The sequence below is a fragment of the Ruegeria sp. CL3 genome (assembly GCF_056536505.1).
Genome location: NZ_JBQFPT010000009.1, coordinates 202,253 through 217,917, shown reverse-complemented (window position 1 = coordinate 217,917; position 15,665 = coordinate 202,253). Strand labels below are relative to the sequence as shown.

General features: G+C 59.8%; 18 protein-coding genes. 7 read left to right on the top strand and 11 right to left on the bottom strand.

Features of this window, described 5'->3' with window-relative positions:
• Nucleotides 1–46 precede the first annotated feature (46 nt).
• Nucleotides 47–901, top strand: coding sequence for a 3-mercaptopyruvate sulfurtransferase (gene sseA / locus ACR0NO_RS15280; RefSeq protein ID WP_480724560.1), 855 nt, complete (start codon nt 47–49; stop codon nt 899–901).
• Nucleotides 901–2,085 carry an amino acid aminotransferase gene (locus ACR0NO_RS15275; RefSeq protein WP_480724559.1) on the top strand — a complete coding sequence of 395 codons (1,185 nt, stop codon included), beginning with the start codon at nt 901–903 and terminating at the stop codon, nt 2,083–2,085. Before sseA ends, ACR0NO_RS15275 begins: the two co-directional genes overlap by 1 nt.
• Before the next feature lie 56 nt (nt 2,086–2,141).
• Here the strand turns inward: ACR0NO_RS15275 and ACR0NO_RS15270 are convergent, their stop codons facing one another.
• The 3 genes from ACR0NO_RS15270 to ACR0NO_RS15260 form a co-directional block, all read right to left on the bottom strand.
• The gene (locus ACR0NO_RS15270; protein WP_480724558.1) at nt 2,142–2,507 is read right to left on the bottom strand and encodes a SpoIIAA family protein; all 366 of its coding nucleotides are present in this window, start codon (nt 2,505–2,507) and stop codon (nt 2,142–2,144) included.
• A gap of 157 nt (nt 2,508–2,664) precedes the next feature.
• Nucleotides 2,665–3,978, bottom strand: a complete 1,314-nt coding sequence (locus tag ACR0NO_RS15265) for an ammonium transporter (RefSeq protein ID WP_170644025.1) — start codon at nt 3,976–3,978, stop codon at nt 2,665–2,667.
• 34 nt (nt 3,979–4,012) lie between these two features.
• Nucleotides 4,013–4,351, bottom strand: a complete 339-nt coding sequence (locus tag ACR0NO_RS15260) for a P-II family nitrogen regulator (RefSeq protein ID WP_170379789.1) — start codon at nt 4,349–4,351, stop codon at nt 4,013–4,015.
• 260 nt (nt 4,352–4,611) lie between these two features.
• Between ACR0NO_RS15260 and ACR0NO_RS15255 the strand changes: the two genes are divergently transcribed.
• Nucleotides 4,612–6,798: a transglycosylase domain-containing protein gene (locus tag ACR0NO_RS15255; RefSeq protein ID WP_480724557.1), complete on the top strand. Its 2,187-nt coding sequence runs from the start codon at nt 4,612–4,614 to the stop codon at nt 6,796–6,798.
• 72 nt (nt 6,799–6,870) lie between these two features.
• On the opposite strand, the gene leuB is transcribed toward ACR0NO_RS15255, so the two are convergent.
• The gene (gene leuB / locus ACR0NO_RS15250; RefSeq protein ID WP_480724556.1) at nt 6,871–7,974 is read right to left on the bottom strand and encodes a 3-isopropylmalate dehydrogenase; all 1,104 of its coding nucleotides are present in this window, start codon (nt 7,972–7,974) and stop codon (nt 6,871–6,873) included.
• 91 nt (nt 7,975–8,065) lie between these two features.
• On the opposite strand from leuB, the gene ACR0NO_RS15245 reads away from it, so the two are divergent.
• Entirely contained in the window at nt 8,066–8,593 is a 528-nt protein-coding gene (locus ACR0NO_RS15245; protein WP_480724555.1) for a redoxin domain-containing protein, read from the top strand.
• Nucleotides 8,594–8,596: 3 nt separating this feature from the next.
• Here ACR0NO_RS15245 and ACR0NO_RS15240 read toward each other — a convergent pair whose 3' ends face one another.
• From ACR0NO_RS15240 to ACR0NO_RS15215, 6 genes are all read right to left on the bottom strand, one after another.
• Nucleotides 8,597–9,625 carry an endonuclease/exonuclease/phosphatase family protein gene (locus ACR0NO_RS15240; protein WP_480724554.1) on the bottom strand — a complete coding sequence of 343 codons (1,029 nt, stop codon included), beginning with the start codon at nt 9,623–9,625 and terminating at the stop codon, nt 8,597–8,599.
• Complete coding sequence (locus tag ACR0NO_RS15235) at nt 9,622–10,452, bottom strand: hypothetical protein (RefSeq protein ID WP_480724553.1); 831 nt, start codon at nt 10,450–10,452, stop codon at nt 9,622–9,624. Before ACR0NO_RS15235 ends, ACR0NO_RS15240 begins: the two co-directional genes overlap by 4 nt.
• 333 nt (nt 10,453–10,785) lie before the next feature.
• Nucleotides 10,786–11,391: a 3-isopropylmalate dehydratase small subunit gene (leuD, locus tag ACR0NO_RS15230; protein ID WP_170472726.1), complete on the bottom strand. Its 606-nt coding sequence runs from the start codon at nt 11,389–11,391 to the stop codon at nt 10,786–10,788.
• A 42-nt stretch (nt 11,392–11,433) separates the two neighbouring features.
• Nucleotides 11,434–11,988: an HdeD family acid-resistance protein gene (locus ACR0NO_RS15225; protein ID WP_170379776.1), complete on the bottom strand. Its 555-nt coding sequence runs from the start codon at nt 11,986–11,988 to the stop codon at nt 11,434–11,436.
• Nucleotides 11,989–12,025: 37 nt separating this feature from the next.
• Nucleotides 12,026–13,429 carry a 3-isopropylmalate dehydratase large subunit gene (leuC, locus tag ACR0NO_RS15220; protein WP_170379774.1) on the bottom strand — a complete coding sequence of 468 codons (1,404 nt, stop codon included), beginning with the start codon at nt 13,427–13,429 and terminating at the stop codon, nt 12,026–12,028.
• 43 nt (nt 13,430–13,472) lie between these two features.
• Nucleotides 13,473–13,580 (bottom strand): isopropylmalate isomerase, encoded by a 108-nt coding sequence (locus ACR0NO_RS15215; protein WP_152611973.1) that lies wholly within the window; start codon nt 13,578–13,580, stop codon nt 13,473–13,475.
• Nucleotides 13,581–13,810: 230 nt separating this feature from the next.
• On the opposite strand from ACR0NO_RS15215, the gene rsfS reads away from it, so the two are divergent.
• Genes rsfS through ACR0NO_RS15200 form a run of 3 tightly spaced genes read left to right on the top strand, consistent with a single transcriptional unit; the run spans nt 13,811 to nt 15,183 of the window.
• Complete coding sequence (gene rsfS, locus ACR0NO_RS15210) at nt 13,811–14,170, top strand: ribosome silencing factor (RefSeq protein ID WP_170379770.1); 360 nt, start codon at nt 13,811–13,813, stop codon at nt 14,168–14,170.
• Between the two features lie 44 nt (nt 14,171–14,214).
• Nucleotides 14,215–14,685 (top strand): 23S rRNA (pseudouridine(1915)-N(3))-methyltransferase RlmH, encoded by a 471-nt coding sequence (gene rlmH / locus ACR0NO_RS15205; RefSeq protein WP_170379769.1) that lies wholly within the window; start codon nt 14,215–14,217, stop codon nt 14,683–14,685.
• A gap of 12 nt (nt 14,686–14,697) precedes the next feature.
• On the top strand, nt 14,698–15,183 hold the full coding sequence (locus ACR0NO_RS15200; RefSeq protein WP_480724552.1) for a flavodoxin family protein: 486 nt from the start codon (nt 14,698–14,700) through the stop codon (nt 15,181–15,183).
• A 107-nt stretch (nt 15,184–15,290) separates the two neighbouring features.
• On the opposite strand, the gene ACR0NO_RS15195 is transcribed toward ACR0NO_RS15200, so the two are convergent.
• A complete protein-coding gene (locus ACR0NO_RS15195) occupies nt 15,291–15,638 on the bottom strand; it encodes a hypothetical protein (RefSeq protein ID WP_419739088.1) in 348 nt (115 codons plus the stop codon).
• Nucleotides 15,639–15,665: the final 27 nt, after the last annotated feature.

The following is a 15,665-nucleotide window of genomic DNA, read 5'->3' as shown; positions in this document are numbered from 1 at the left end:
CTTTGCGCGTATAGGGAAAACCCAACCGCGCTTAGGGGAGGCTTTGATGCAAGACGATCCCAAAACCCTCGTTTCTACCGACTGGCTTGCCGCCCATCTGAAGGACCCGGATCTGCGGATCCTGGATGGATCGTGGTACTTGCCTGCGCAGAACCGTGATGCCAAGGCGGAATATGACGCGGCACATATCCCCGGCGCCCGGTTCTTCGATATCGATGACATTTCAGACCACCGTTCGGATCTGCCGCATATGGCCCCTCCGGTCGAGAAATTCATGTCGCGCCTGCGCGCTATGGGAGTGGGCGATGGTCATCAGGTGGTGGTCTATGACGGGGCCGGGCTGATGTCGGCCGCGCGTGTCTGGTGGATGTTCCGGCTGATGGGTCAGGAAAATATCGCCGTTCTGGATGGTGGTCTACCGAAATGGCAGGCCGAGGGGCGCGAAGTTGAAGACCTGCCGCCCGTGATCCGCGATCGCCACATGACGGTGCGGGTGCAGAACCATCTGGTGCGAGACGTGACACAGGTCTCGGCGGCCGCCAAGCTGGCCGATCATGAGATCATCGACGCCCGCTCTGCCCCACGTTTCGCGGGCACCGAGGCCGAGCCGCGCGAAGGTCTGCGCTCGGGCCACATCCCGGGATCGCGCAACGTGCCCTTCGGCCAATTGCTGAACAAGAACGGCACGATGAAATCGCCCGAGGATTGCCGCGCCGTGTTCGAGGCCGCAGGCGTGGACCTGTCGAAACCCGCGATCACCTCCTGTGGGTCGGGCGTCACGGCTGCGATCCTCAGCCTTGCGCTGGAGCGCATGGGCAAAAAAGACCACTCGCTTTATGACGGGTCCTGGGCCGAATGGGGTGCCTTCCCAACCCTGCCTGTCGCAACCGGAGAGAACTGATGTTCGAGAACCTCAAGCCGCAGCCAGCCGACAAGATCCTGGCGCTGATGCAGATGTACCGTGAAGACCCGCGCGACCAGAAGATTGATCTGGGCGTCGGCGTCTACAAGAACGCCGAGGGCGTGACCCCGGTGATGCGCGCCGTCAAGGCCGCCGAAAAGCGCATTCTCGAAGAGCAGGAGACCAAAGCCTATACCGGTCTGGCAGGTGATCCGGCCTATGCTGATGCGATGATCGGCCTGATCCTCGGCGACGCAGTACCGCGCGCCAACATTGCCGCCGTCGCGACCCCCGGTGGCACCGGCGCCTGCCGTCAGGCGTTCGAGATGATCCGCATGGCCAACCCTGAGGCCCGCGTGTTCGTGTCGAATCCGACATGGCCGAACCACCTCTCGATCCTGAACTATCTGGGCATGGAGACTGTCCAGTATCGCTACTTCGACGGCGAAACCCGTGGCGTCGATTTCGATGGCATGATCGAGGACCTGAAAACTGCCAAGGCCGGCGACGTGGTTCTGCTGCATGGTTGCTGCCACAACCCCACCGGCGCGAACCTGAACCTGATGCAGTGGCAAGAGGTTGTGAACCTGATCAACGAACTGGGCCTCGTGGCGATGATCGACATCGCCTATCAGGGTTTCGGTGACGGTCTTGAGGAAGACGCGCAGGCCACCCGTCTGGTGGCCTCGTCGGTCAAGCGCTGCCTGATCGCGGCGTCCTGCTCGAAGAACTTCGGCGTGTACCGTGAGCGTACTGGCCTGCTGATGGCGATCAGCGACGATGCGGCGCAAACCTCGCTGAACCAGTCGACGCTGGCCTTCCTGAACCGCCAGAACTATTCATTCCCGCCGGATCACGGCGCGCGCGTTGTCACCACGATCCTGACCGATGACGCCCTGCGTGCCGATTGGCAAGCCGAACTGGAAGAGGTCCGCCTGTCCATGCTGGGCCTGCGTCAGCAGCTGGCGGATGAGCTTCAGCGCCTGACCGGGTCGGATCGGTTCAGCTTTGTCGCCCAACACCGCGGTATGTTCTCACGTCTGGGTGCTGCGCCCGAGCTGGTGGAGAAGCTGCGCGCGGACCACGGGATCTACATGGTCGGCGACAGCCGGTTGAACATCGCGGGTCTAAACGCGACAACTGTGCCTATTCTGGCAAAAGCGATCGTGGATGTGGGCTGCTAAGCCACCCTTTGGAAATCAAGAAAGCCGCGAAATTCGCGGCTTTTTTGCTTTGAAGCTCAAGACTTGATCCAAACCCACGCCTTATCAAGTTCGTCGGTGGTAAAGTGCTTTTCACCGATGTCGATCATAGCGGCAAATTTCGCGTCGATCTCGACCAGGTGACCCAAGAACACGCTGTCAGCGACAATCGCCAGCTTACCAAGTTTCTTCACATTCTTGATGACCCATTTCAGATCAGTCATAGCGGCCTCAAATGTGGCAGAGACCCCTTTGTCGACGACCACGAGCACGCTGATCTTGGCGTGATCTTTTAGAATGTCCTCGGCTTTTTCGATCAACTCACGTTCCTGCGTGATGTCGATTTTGCCGGAAATTTCTAGGCCAAGGATATTGCCCTCGCTTTGGTCCAGCACCTTGTACATAACTCTCTCCCGATCTGATGTACGTCTTTGCGACCGTTGATTGGTCGGCTGTTTTCAGTGTTCAGCCATATACCAGAGTTGAGGGTGCAAGGGATCAACCAAAAGTAAAATGGCCCGGCATTGCGCCGGGCCATTCCAATGGTTCTGTAAGCGGCACTTACCCTTTCGAGAACTCGGGGTAAGCTTCCATGCCCAGCTCTGCCATGTCGAGGCCGTTGATCTCGTCCTCTTCGCTGACGCGGATGCCAACAATGGCTTTCAGGATGGTCCACAGGATCAGTGCGCCAACAAAGGTGAACACACCGTAGGCCGCGATACCCAGCAGCTGGGTGCCCAGAGACGCCTCGCCGTAGAAGATGACGGCGATGGTGCCCCAGATGCCTGCGAACAGGTGAACCGGGATTGCGCCGACAACGTCGTCCAGCTTGAACTTGTCCAGCAGCGGGACAGTGAAGACCACGATGATACCGCCAACTGCACCGATCCACAGCGCACCGAACAGGGTCGGGGCCAGAGGTTCAGCGGTGATCGATACCAGACCGGCCAGCGCGCCGTTCAGCACCATGGTCAGGTCAGGCTTTTTGTACAGCAGTTGGGTCAGGATCAGCGCGGTTACGGCACCGGATGCAGCTGCCATGTTGGTGTTGGCGAAGATACGCGACACGTCCGTTACATCGCCCACGGTGCCCATCGCCAGCTGCGAGCCGCCGTTGAAGCCGAACCAACCCAGCCACAGGATGAACGTACCCAAAGTTGCCAGCGCCAGGTTCGAACCGGGCATCGGATGGACTTTGCCGTCCTTGTACTTGCCGATACGCGGGCCCAGAACGATCACGCCTGCCAGAGCTGCCCAGCCACCGACCGAGTGTACGACGGTCGAACCAGCGAAATCCGAGAAGCCAGCTTCAGACAACCAGCCGCCGCCCCACTGCCAGGAGCCCGAGATCGGGTACAGGATACCGGTCAGCACGACCACGAAGATCAGGAAGGGGAACAGCTTGATCCGCTCGGCCACGGCACCCGACACGATGGACGCGGTTGCAGCCACAAAGACCAGCTGGAAGAAGAAGTCCGACCCGATCGAGGCATAGTCCAATGCGGCCTCGGCAGGGTCAACACCAACCGGGTCCAGCACGGTTGGGCCGCCAATGGCAAAGAAGCCGTTGAAGTCGCCCGGGTACATCGTGTTGAAGCCAACCAGCCAGTACATGATCGCGGCAATGGAAAACAGCGCCACGTTCTTGATCATCTGCATGGCCACGTTCTTGGAACGCACCAGACCGCCTTCCAGCATGGCAAAGCCTGCCGCCATGAAGAAGACCAGGAAGCCCGCCATCAGGAACAGCAGGGTGGTGAAGATATACTGGGTGTGCAGCGCAGCTTCGCCTTCGGCGGCGGCCTCTTGCGCCAGACCCATCTGCGGCAGCGCGACAATCGCGGCAGCAGGGATGAGAGATTTCATCAGGTTCATAGTCAGTCCTCGAATGATAGTGAGTGTGGGCGCCTTACAGCGCCTCTTCGTTCGTTTCCCCAGTCCGCACGCGCATGGCCTGCTCGACATCGAGGACGAAAATCTTGCCGTCACCGATCTTGCCGGTCTTGGCGGTGTTGGTGATTGTCTCAACGATCTGATCGGCCATCGTTGCAGGTACCACGATCTCAAGCTTGATCTTGGGTACGAAGTTCACGGCGTATTCCGCGCCACGGTAGATTTCGGTGTGACCGGATTGCGAGCCGAAGCCCTTGATTTCGGTCACCATCATGCCGCGCACGCCCGCTTCGGTCAGTGCCTCGCGCACCTCCTCGAGCTTGAACGGCTTGATTGTCGCAATGATCAGTTTCACGTCTGTCCCCTCTACTACTCCGGATCGGGCCGGCTTGTTTGCATGTGCAGAAAAAGAGCGCGTGTCGGGGCGTTAAGGAACGATTCCCCGACGTGAAACCGACTGAAAATGACGCAATATTGCACAATTTTTGCACAAACAGTGCTTGATGATTAAATAATAGGCGAAATTGGGAGGGGCAGTTCCGGAAAATCGGACCTCAACATAGGCGGGACGTCAGGGTATGGTGAGGCAAAAGTATAAACGGGCAGAGTTTGAGCATGTCTGAGTCCAAGCGCCGCAAACCGACACTGGTCGCGGATAAAAGATACCCTTCGAAGGCATGCAAACCTTCGACGACCAAGCGGGTTGCCAAGCCTGCGGGCAAGAAGTCGACCGCCCGAAAAACCGCGACCCGCAAGACGACCCGGAAGAAAACGCGCAAGCGGTCGGGCGGCGATGGCGGAGGTTTTTTCCGTCGTCTGTTCCGCTGGATCTGGCGGCTGGTCTGGGGCGTGACATGGCGCGTTGGGGCCGTGGTCGCCATGCTGATCGCGCTGGCAGTGGGGGTGGTCTATACTTCTCTGCCCGATGTCGATGCCTTGCTGGATGGTCGCGCACGCGGCTCGGTGACGATGCTGGACCGCGATGGCAAGGTTTTTGCCTGGCGCGGGGACCAGTTCGGCGGGGTGATCACCGCCGATACCGTCTCTCCCCATCTCAAGAACGCGGTGATCGCGACCGAAGATAAACGGTTCTACCGCCATTTCGGCGTCAGCCCGCGTGGTGTGGCCAGCGCGGTACGCATCAACCTGAGCGAAGGGCGCGGTCCGCTCTCGGGCCATGGTGGCTCGACCATCACGCAGCAGACCGCCAAGCTGCTGTGTCTGGGTGTGCCTTACGATCCCGCCGCGTGGGAGTCGGAGGCCGCCTATGAAGCGGATTGTCGTCAGGGTTCGTTATGGCGCAAAGGCAAAGAGGCGATTTATGCGCTGGCGATGGAGGTGAAATACTCCAAGGATGAAATCCTGACGATTTACCTGAACCGCGCATTCCTTGGTGCAGGCGCACGTGGGTTCGAAGCGGCCAGCCAGCGCTATTTCGGAAAATCCGCGGCCGAGGTCTCTCCGGCAGAAGCCGCAATGCTGGCCGGTCTTTTGGTGGCCCCATCGCGCTATGCACCGACGAACAACCTGCAGCGCTCGCAGGATCGGGCGCGACTTGTGGTTGGGCTGATGGAAGCGCAGGGCTACCTGTCCGGCGCGCAGGCCAGTGAAGCGCGTGCCCGTCCTGCGCAACTCTCCGAGGCCGCCGCCGCGCGTGCAGGCGGCTATTTCGCCGATTGGGTCATGGCCAGCGGGCCCGAGTTCTTCACCCGCAACACCACCGAGGATGTGGTGATCCGCACGACATTAGATCCGCGTATCCAGACCTCGGCGGAAGAGGCGCTGCAATTCATCTTTCAGGAGAAGGTTCGGGAAGGATCAAAAGCGCAAGCCGCGATCGTAGTGATGTCGGCGGATGGGGCGGTGCGGGCCATGGTCGGTGGCCGCAAAACCCGCGTTTCGGGCGCGTTCAACCGTGCGACACAGGCGCTGCGGCAGACCGGGTCGTCGTTCAAGCCTTTTGTCTATGCCACCGCGTTGGAGCTTGGGTATTCGCCCTATGACACGGTGATGGATGAGCCCTACTGCGTGAACATCCCCGGATCGGGTCAATGGTGCCCCAAGAACTACACCAACAAATACTACGGGCAGGTCACGCTGGCGGATGCGCTCAAGAACTCTCTGAACATTCCGGCGGTGAAAGTTGCCGAGATTTCGGGTCTCGACAATGTACGTACGGTCGCCACCGGTTTCGGGATCGCCAGCGATCTGGCACAAGGCCCCGCGCTGGCGCTGGGCGCCTCAGAAAGCACCCTGATCGAGATGACGGGTGCTTATGCGGGTATTCTGAACGGCGGCTCGTCGGTTGAACCCTACGGCCTGACCGAGTTGAAACTGCTGGGCGATGAAACCCCGGTGATGGTGACGACTACAGGGATTGGCGAGCGGGTGATCAATGACAAAGCCGCCAAGGAACTGATCTGGATGATGGAGCGTGTGGTGTCCGAGGGCACAGGTGGCCGCGCCCAGCTGCCGGGGTGGCAGGTGGCGGGCAAGACCGGAACGACGCAGGCGGCGCGGGATGCGTGGTTCATCGGGTTCACGGCCGACTACGTGGCCGGTGTCTGGATGGGATACGACGACAACACGCCCCTGTCCGGTGTCACCGGAGGCGGGTTGCCGGCCGAAATCTGGAAAGAGACGATGCTGCGCGTGACCGAAGGGATGACGCCCACGCCTCTGCCGATGATCGCGCCAGAGCCGCCTGTGCAGGTCGCGCAACCTCAGCCCCGCCGCAAACAGGGCGGAGGGTTTGAACGCGCCATCAACAACCTGATCCGGGATATCTTCGGCGGGAACTAACGCGTCGCGGTCCAAACACAAAAAAAGGCGACACATCGGGTGCCGCCTTTTTAAATTCAAACTGAATGTGGATCAGACGCTGGCGTCCAGAGCGGCCAGGATTGCATCGCCCATTTCCGAGGTCGAAACCGGGGTCACACCTTCATCGGCCAGCAGGTCTGCAGTGCGAACACCGTCGGCCAGCACTTTCTCGATCGCGGCTTCCAGACGGTCGGCCTCGGCCCCCTGATCAAAGCTGTAGCGCAGCGCCATGGCGAAGCTGAGGATACAGGCGATCGGGTTGGCTTTGCCTTCGCCCGCGATATCCGGGGCCGAGCCGTGGACCGGCTCGTACATCGCCTTGGGACGACCATTCTCCATCGGGGCACCCAAGGACGCAGACGGCAGCATGCCCAGCGAGCCGGTCAGCATTGCGGCGCAATCCGACAGGATGTCGCCGAACAGGTTGTCGGTCACGATCACGTCGAACTGTTTGGGCGCGCGCACCAGCTGCATCGCACCATTGTCGGCATACATATGGGTGACTTCGACCTCGGGGTACTCCTTGGCGACCTCGTTCACCACTTCGCGCCACAGAATGCCCGATTCCATGACATTGGCTTTTTCCATCGAGCACAGCTTCTTGTTCCGGCGCATTGCCAGTTCAAAGGCCGAGCGCGCAGCGCGTTCGATCTCAGATTCGGTATAGCGCTGGGTGTTGACGCCCACGCGCTCATTGCCTTCCTCGAAGATGCCACGCGGCTCGCCGAAATAGATGCCCGAGGTCAGCTCGCGCACGATCATGATATCCAGACCGGCCACAACATCGGTTTTCAGCGACGAGAAATCCGCCAGCGCGTCAAAGCACTGGGCCGGGCGCAGGTTGGAATAAAGGTCCATTTCCTTGCGCAGGCGCAACAACCCGCGTTCGGGCTTCAGGCTGAAGTCCAGATCGTCGTATTTCGGGCCGCCAACAGCGCCCAGCAGAACCGCGTCCACCTCTTGAGCCTTGGCCATGGTCTCATCCGACAGGGGTTTGCCATGGGCGTCATAGGCCGCGCCGCCGACCAGATCCTCGCTCACGTCAAAGTGAAGGCCGCGATTGGTGTCGAACCAAGAGATGATTCTGCGCACTTCGGCCATAACTTCCGGGCCAATTCCGTCTCCGGGCAGGATGAGGAGCGAGGGGTTGGACATCGACAGTCTCCTTGCGTTTTGTCGCAAAGGGCCTAGCGTCTGCGCCGCACCGGGTCAATGAGACGATCCGGATGAATCACGAGGAAAATACATGTTGATACCGGGAAATCCCGTCCCAGGCCTGAAAATTGAAACAGTCGGGCACGGGGTGTTCGATCTTGAGGCCGACAAAGGCGAAAACGGAACGCTGGTGATCCAGTATCGCGGCCTGCACTGCCCGATCTGCGTCAAGCAGATGACCGAGGTCGAAGCGGCGCTGGATGATTTTGCCGCGCTGGGCGTCGAGGTCATCATGATTACCACAGATACTGCCGACCGCGCGGCCGAAGCCGCTGAAAAGGCCGGTGTGTCGCGCCTGCGTGTCGGGCACAGCCTGCCGTTGGCCGCCGCGCGAGAGGATTGGGGCCTGAACATCTCAACCGCGCGCGAAGGCAGCGCCGAGCCCGCCTTCTTTGCCGAGCCCGGGCATTTCTACATCGCTACGGACCGGACGCTGTATTACGCGTGGCAGCAGACAACGCCTTTTGGACGTCCGGCCATGGCAGATATCGTTGGCGGTCTGAAATTCACCCTCGGAAACAACTATCCTGCGCGTGGTACCTATACAGGCCCGCTCTAGGCCTTATGGCAGCGCGACATCGACCCACACCAGCCGGTGACGGCTGGCGCGCTGGGCGGTCTCGCGCATCGGGTCCTCAGGGTTGGGCCAGAACACGCCCGACTTGATGACCTGCAGGTCGGCTGAGGGCAGGACATAGTCCACCCTCAGCTCTCCGACGGCTTTCCAGTTTACAGTTGCGGCGTCGCCCTCTGCGGTCTTGGGCTGGGGGTCTTGCAGGCGGGGGTCCGAGAGAAGAGCGGCGATAGTCTCGGTGCGTCCGTTGCTCTTGCCGGGGTCCAGATTGGCGTCGCCGGCGATGACAAAAGGGCCGTCCGGAACGGGGCCAAGCCGCCCGTCCAGCAGCAGGGACCAGAACCGGATCTCATCGCGATTGCGCAGGCCATTGCGGTCCTCTGGCCCGTCGAAGACCGGCGGAGTGGCGTGAAAGGTCATCAGATTCAGATGACCAAAAGGCGTGGTGACGGGAACCACCCAATGCCCGGTGGAGGACAGCCTCTGCGCCGCCTGCGCCTGTGCTGAGGGGTAGGGCGCGCCATTTACGACCGGCAGTTCAGCCCCCGGAAGTTCTGACCACAGCAGGGACGCGAAATTCTGTGCCTCGTCCTGTGCAATCTCGTATCGGGACAGAACGGCTAGCCCACCATGACCCGTGAACAAGCCCCAGCCCTGTGAGTCGCCCGGTCCTTGGGTACGTCCGTCTCCGTCCAGGTCCAGACCGCTGTCTATCCCTGTATTGGGCTGCGCGGCAAAATGATGTGGATAGTCCAGACCGGCCGCGCGCAGCTCGTCGATCAAAGCAGCCAGCGCCCAACCATCGATATCCCAGTCGATCCCCTGCAACGCCAGAATGTCAGGATGGACGGCCACTAAGACGTCAACGACTGCCTGAACCTGATCGTCATCTCGCTGAATATCGCGCAGCAGCAACCCGGGGCCTTTGCGGCTGAGTTCGGTGTTATAGGTGGCAACGCGCACGGTCTCTGCCTGTGCGGCCAGAGGCAGCATCAGCAGGATCAGGGCACGGATCATGCGGTCTGCGTGGACTCGGTCGTGGAATAGGCGCGGCGTTTCTCAACGATCAGCCCGGCAATCCGCAGGGTCGCCATACCGCGCATGATCATGCTTGCGGGCAGGAAGGCCCAAGCGCACATGGTCCAGATCAGGGTCTGAGGGTTGCTCAGCGAGATCGAGAGCAAGATATTTGTCAGCAGTTTCATCACTGCCGGGATCAGGAAGGGCAACAGGATGCCAATGCAGATGTTCAGGCGCCCATCGCGCTGCAGGCGGGTTACCACGTCACCACCCTTGGTCGGGTCGAACAGAGGCAGGTTTGTCCACACATTGAACGCCCCGTTTCCAGTCGGCCAGCCGCGCAGTTTCACAGCATAGGCGAAGCTAGCGATGGTCACCAATGCTGCCATGTAGGCGATGCTGGCAGCGACACGAACAAGCTCAACCAGAGGCTGGGCAGCGTCTGCGGGCAGCATCAAAACGATCAACCGAACCGGCGAATAGGGGAAATCCACCACATTCGCGACGGACAAGCCCATCGCGTAGGAAAAGCGGGTCATTTCAGTCGGCGCATAGGCGTTTTTGCAGATCAGCGTCAGGAACGTGACCATCGACATCAGGCCAACGAACCGCAAACGGTTCACCGGCGGCGCATCACGGAATTCGATAAAGCTGGGGAAGGCCGAGTTATATTCGGCAAAGGTCAGGATGAACGCCAGGATCGCGAGGAAGACAATGACCTCGGTCCCGTTCGTCGATGAAACTGGCAGGTACAACGCGGGGGTCAACACCATAACGGCGACCAAAATCCCACGTATCGCCGCCCCTGTCGTGCGTGCAATCACTATCCGAACCCTTTTTCAAACCGGAACCAGCCAATTCTATGTCGGCTTCATTCCAACTTGCGCCCGTCGCCTGCGTTTTATGACGGATACCTCTTTCGGCCCAACATGGACGATAAGCGGTAATTCGCTCAAGCCAGGGTGCAGATAACACGTGATTTCGGGCAAAATGATGGCGCAACTGGTGCGGGATTGCATCAATTTCGACGCAAATCCGACGTGTATCTCAATTTGAGACCTACATGTTGTGGTTCTCGGATTTTCAACCCCAAGAATGCGAACGGAGCCGCCTTGGCGACTCCGTTAGGTTGAGTATCAACAGATTCGTCCCCAGAATCACACCCAGGGACGGGCCTGACCGGCGTGATCCTCGAACTTGTCGATGTGATGGTCTTTTTCCATCGTCAGGCCGATATCGTCCAGACCGTTCAGCAGGCAGTGCTTGCGGTGCGGGTCGATGTCGAAGGTGATCTCAACACCGTCCGAAGTGGTAATCTTCTGATCTTCCAAATGCACGGTCATGCGGGCGTTTTCACCCTTATGCGCGTCATCCATCAGAACCGCGTGATGCTCTTCTTCGACCACGATGGGCAGGATGCCGTTCTTGAAACAGTTGTTGAAGAAGATGTCGGCGAAGCTGGTCGAGATCACGACCTTGATGCCGAAATCCTTGATCGCCCAAGGTGCGTGTTCCCGCGACGACCCGCAGCCAAAATTGTCTCCGGCCACCAGAATCTCGGCCTCGCGATAGGCGGGTTTGTTCAGAACGAATTCTTCATTCTCCTGCCCGTCGTCGTGATAGCGCATCTCGTCAAACAGAACGACGCCAAGGCCGGACCGTTTGATGGTCTTCAGGTGAACTTTGGGGATGATCATATCGGTGTCGATATTGATCAGCGGCATTGGGGCGGCCACCCCGTGGACTTTGTCAAACTTTTCCATGTCTACACTCCTGCGGGGTAGGGCCGCGCCCGTGCCTCGCGTTTAAGCTTCTTTCGCTTCAGTTGTTTCGTCTTTGGGTGCGTTCTTGACGAAGAACGCCATGAAGACCAATCCGAACCCGTTAAACAGCATCTCGATGCCCAGGAAGATCCCCAGAATGCTCAGCAGGGCCTGCGGTTGCTGCCCGACATAGCTCCAGATGATGCCTGCGAGGACGATCGACAAGATGCCTGAGATCATCGTGGGCCAGAAAAACTGCGTTCCCTTCATCTGGAACGACAGAATGATCCGCGCGATGCCGCCTGCCATGAACAGGATCAGCATAACGGTCGCCAGCGTCAGCGTGCCTTGCAGGGGGTGATCCAGAAAGGACCAGCCCAGAAACAGCATGACCGCACCCATGATGAGTGACAGGATTTTGTTGCCAACGCCTTCAACTGTGAAGCCGCCAACAACCTGCAGCACGCCCGAGATCAGCAGCAACACACCGGTTACCACCGTCACGGCGACAGATGCCACGACAGGTGCGCCCAGCACAAAGATACCGAACGCTATGGATAGGAGCCCCAGCAGGAGCCATTTGATCCAGTCACTCATTTGTTCAATCCCTCAAATATCTAGATATGAGGGGACCTTACATCAATTCACGGACGTCTGTCAGCCGTCCTGTGATTGCCGCAGCGGCAGCCATTGCCGGGCTCAGCAAGTGAGTCCGCCCACCACGCCCCTGACGGCCTTCGAAATTGCGGTTCGAAGTCGCGGCACAACGCTCGCCAGGTTGCAGCTGGTCGGGGTTCATCGCCAGACACATTGAGCATCCTGCCAGACGCCATTCGAAACCGGCCTCTTTGAAGATTTCGGCCAGACCTTCTTCTTCGGCCTGAGCGCGGACAAGACCTGAACCGGGCACGACCATGGCGCGCATGCCGTCCTTGATCTTCTTGCCCTTCAGGATTTCCGCGGCGGCGCGCAGATCTTCGATGCGGCCGTTGGTGCAGGACCCGATAAAGACGGTGTCGACCTCGACATCGCTCAACTTCTGACCGGCTTCCAGACCCATATATTCGATCGAACGGCGGGCCGCGTCGACTTTGCCGCCCTCGAAATCCTCAGGGTGCGGGACAGTTGCGGTGATCGGCAGTACGTCTTCGGGGCTGGTGCCCCATGTGACGACCGGCGCGATATCTTCACCGCGCAGGGTGATGACCTTGTCGAAATGCGCACCTTCGTCGGTGTAGAGTGTTTTCCACCAGTCCAGCGCCGCTTCCCACTGAGCACCTTTCGGAGCATGCGGGCGGCCTTTGACATATTCAAAGGTGGTTTCGTCCGGCGCGATCAGACCGGCACGCGCGCCGCCTTCGATCGCCATGTTGCAGACGGTCATGCGGCCTTCCATCGACAGATCACGGATCGCTTCACCGCAGTATTCGATGACATAGCCGGTTCCGCCAGCAGTGCCGGTCTCACCGATCACGGCCAGAGTGATGTCCTTCGCGGTCACGCCCGGCTGCAATTTGCCGGTGATCTCGACCTTCATGTTCTTGGACTTCTTCTGGATCAGGGTCTGGGTGGCCAGTACGTGCTCAACCTCGGACGTACCAATGCCGTGGGCCAGAGCGCCAAACGCGCCGTGGGTTGCGGTGTGGCTGTCGCCGCAAACGACGGTCATGCCGGGTAGGGTCCAGCCTTGCTCGGGGCCGACGATGTGGACGATACCCTGGCGGACGTCATGCACCGGGTAGTAGTGAATGCCGAAATCCTTGGCGTTCTTGTCCAGCGCCTCGACCTGAATGCGCGATTCGGGGTTTTCGATCCCGTTCACGCGGTCCGGTGTGGTCGGAACGTTGTGGTCCGGCACGGCGATGGTCTTTTCCGGTGCGCGCACCTTACGGCCGGCCATGCGCAGGCCTTCGAACGCCTGCGGGCTGGTTACTTCGTGAACCAGGTGGCGGTCGATATAAAGCAGGCAGGTACCATCATCGGCTTCATGCGCGACATGGGCATCCCAGATCTTGTCATAGAGTGTTTTGGGGGACATCGGTCCTCTCCCGTATGTAATGAGAAATAGCTGGCGAGGTGGCTTAGGCCGCCGATAGGCGGGCCAGAACCGTGCGGGCAGCCCCATAGAACCGTTCGCGCAACCGCGCGCGGTCTTCCAGATTCTGAAGTTGGGCTACATTGAGTCTCATATTCCGGTCAGATATAGACACTGGCCGAGTCTATCAAGGTCTTGTAAGGCCCCCAGATGCCATCAGAGCACATTCATGCGAGGCATCAGGCGTGCTTCATTGAAATGTCATGGGTCGCTTGCTACCTTGAATTTACCCCGCGCCGGGTTTTACGGCGCGCAGCAAAGGAGGACTATGTCCTGTCTCTACATACCCAGGCGGGTTTGCCCGCCGATGACGGGGCCAGTGTAATGGCCCACTCTCAGTCAATCAGCGACAAGCTGCTTGAGCGTATCCTTTCCTCACTTTCCGACGACAAGGCCGAAGACGTCGTGCAGATCAACCTGCAAGGTAAGTCTTCTGTTGCGGATCATATGGTGATTGCCTCGGGTCGGTCGACCCGTCAGGTCGCAGCCATGGCGGAAAAGCTGACGGATCGCATCAAGCAGGAATTCGGTTTCACCTCGAAGGTCGAAGGCAAGGATGCCGGCGACTGGGTGTTGATCGATACGGGCGATGTGATCGTCCATATCTTCCGCCCCGAAGTGCGTGAATTCTACCAGCTGGAAAAGATGTGGCAGCCTGCGGGCGGCAGCGCCTCAGCCAACTGAGGCGCCATCCCGGCCTTTATTGAAGGGTCGGAAGCGAGAGAGATATGCGTATCAGCATAGTTGCGGTCGGGCGATTGCGCGCCGGACCCGAGAAAACCCTGCTTGACGACTACCTGACCCGTTTTGACCGCACCGGCCGTGGCCTGGGCCTTGGTCCTGCGCGGGTGATCGAGGTTGAAGACAAGAAAAACGCAGGGATGGGCGCCGAGGCCGGTTTGCTGCGCAAGGCGCTGCCCAAAGGAGCGGTGATCTGCACGCTGGATGAGCGCGGACGGCTGATGTCCTCACCGGATTTTGCCCAAAAGCTGGGAAACTGGCGCGACGCTGGGCGGCAGGATCTGGCGCTGATCATCGGCGGAGCAGACGGAATTGACCCTTCACTGCGCGCCGAGGCGGATTTTTCCATCTCATTCGGGTCCATGGTCTGGCCCCATATGCTGGTCCGTGTGATGCTAGCCGAACAACTCTACCGGGCTGCAACCATCTTGTCGGGCGGCCCCTATCACCGGGTCTGAAACGGGTCTGACATGGCGCAGCTTCTGATTGTCTACCATTCGCGCACCGGCGGCGCTCGGCAAATGGCCGAAGCGGCGGCCGAGGCGGGCAGGGATGAGGCAGATATCGTCCTGAAAACCGCAGATCAGGCTGGGCCCGAAGACCTGCTGGCCGCTGACGGCTACATTTTCTGCGCCCCCGAAAACCTCGCCGCGATTTCGGGTCTGATGAAAGAGTTCTTCGATCGAAGCTACTATCCTGTTCTGGGCCGGATCGAGGGCCGCCCCTACGCCCAGATGATCTGTGCCGGGTCGGACGGAGAGAACGCGGCCCGTCAAACCGCCCGCATCGCCACCGGCTGGCGGTTGAAAGAGGTGCAGCCGCCTTTGATCATTTGCACCCATGCCCAATCGCCCGAGGCGATACTGGCTGAGAAGACAATCCCCGACGACAAGCTTGAGCACTGCCGCGAGATCGGCGCGGCCATGGCGGCGGGGCTGAGCCTCGGGGTGTTCTAAAGCGTTTCGGGTTTTACCTGAAACATCACGTAACACGAATGTCCCGAGAACGCTGAAAGCGTGGCAGGGTATTCGTGTCTCAGGTTTAACCCGAAACGATATGATCCTTAGTTCAGGTCGATGATCGTGGTGTCTTCGCTCCAACCACCGACGTTGTCGCGGGCTTGAATCTGCACCTGCGTGGTGCCTTCGGGAATCGAGACGCCGCTCAGCGAGCGGGTGAAGGGCTGTTCGTCCACGTGCGGATGATGCAACACGCGCATGCCAAGTTCGGCCCCGTCCATGTCCAGAACACGCCAGCCATCGGCGTAGTCATCCCATCCGGTATCCGGATGCCGGATCGTCACATCAAAACGCCACGAATCCCCGCTGCGGCTGGCCGAGACACTCTCGATAGTCGGCGGATCGGCAAGAACGGGTGTGGCAAGGAAAGCGGTCAGAATCAGGTAGCGCATGGTCAGATCCTAAGGAATTGGTTGCGA

Coding starts and splice junctions, on each gene's coding strand:
- ACR0NO_RS15200 (WP_480724552.1), top strand. CDS start 14,698: ATGGCGCAGCTTCTGATTGTCTACCATTCGCGCACCGGCGGCGCTCGG.
- sseA (WP_480724560.1), top strand. CDS start 47: ATGCAAGACGATCCCAAAACCCTCGTTTCTACCGACTGGCTTGCCGCC.
- ACR0NO_RS15275 (WP_480724559.1), top strand. CDS start 901: ATGTTCGAGAACCTCAAGCCGCAGCCAGCCGACAAGATCCTGGCGCTG.
- ACR0NO_RS15240 (WP_480724554.1), bottom strand. CDS start 9,625: ATGATCCGTGCCCTGATCCTGCTGATGCTGCCTCTGGCCGCACAGGCA.
- rlmH (WP_170379769.1), top strand. CDS start 14,215: ATGCGTATCAGCATAGTTGCGGTCGGGCGATTGCGCGCCGGACCCGAG.
- ACR0NO_RS15265 (WP_170644025.1), bottom strand. CDS start 3,978: ATGAACCTGATGAAATCTCTCATCCCTGCTGCCGCGATTGTCGCGCTG.
- leuB (WP_480724556.1), bottom strand. CDS start 7,974: ATGTCCAACCCCTCGCTCCTCATCCTGCCCGGAGACGGAATTGGCCCG.
- leuD (WP_170472726.1), bottom strand. CDS start 11,391: ATGGAAAAGTTTGACAAAGTCCACGGGGTGGCCGCCCCAATGCCGCTG.
- ACR0NO_RS15215 (WP_152611973.1), bottom strand. CDS start 13,580: ATGAGACTCAATGTAGCCCAACTTCAGAATCTGGAAGACCGCGCGCGG.
- ACR0NO_RS15225 (WP_170379776.1), bottom strand. CDS start 11,988: ATGAGTGACTGGATCAAATGGCTCCTGCTGGGGCTCCTATCCATAGCG.
- rsfS (WP_170379770.1), top strand. CDS start 13,811: ATGGCCCACTCTCAGTCAATCAGCGACAAGCTGCTTGAGCGTATCCTT.
- ACR0NO_RS15245 (WP_480724555.1), top strand. CDS start 8,066: ATGTTGATACCGGGAAATCCCGTCCCAGGCCTGAAAATTGAAACAGTC.
- ACR0NO_RS15195 (WP_419739088.1), bottom strand. CDS start 15,638: ATGCGCTACCTGATTCTGACCGCTTTCCTTGCCACACCCGTTCTTGCC.
- ACR0NO_RS15270 (WP_480724558.1), bottom strand. CDS start 2,507: ATGTACAAGGTGCTGGACCAAAGCGAGGGCAATATCCTTGGCCTAGAA.
- ACR0NO_RS15255 (WP_480724557.1), top strand. CDS start 4,612: ATGTCTGAGTCCAAGCGCCGCAAACCGACACTGGTCGCGGATAAAAGA.
- leuC (WP_170379774.1), bottom strand. CDS start 13,429: ATGTCCCCCAAAACACTCTATGACAAGATCTGGGATGCCCATGTCGCG.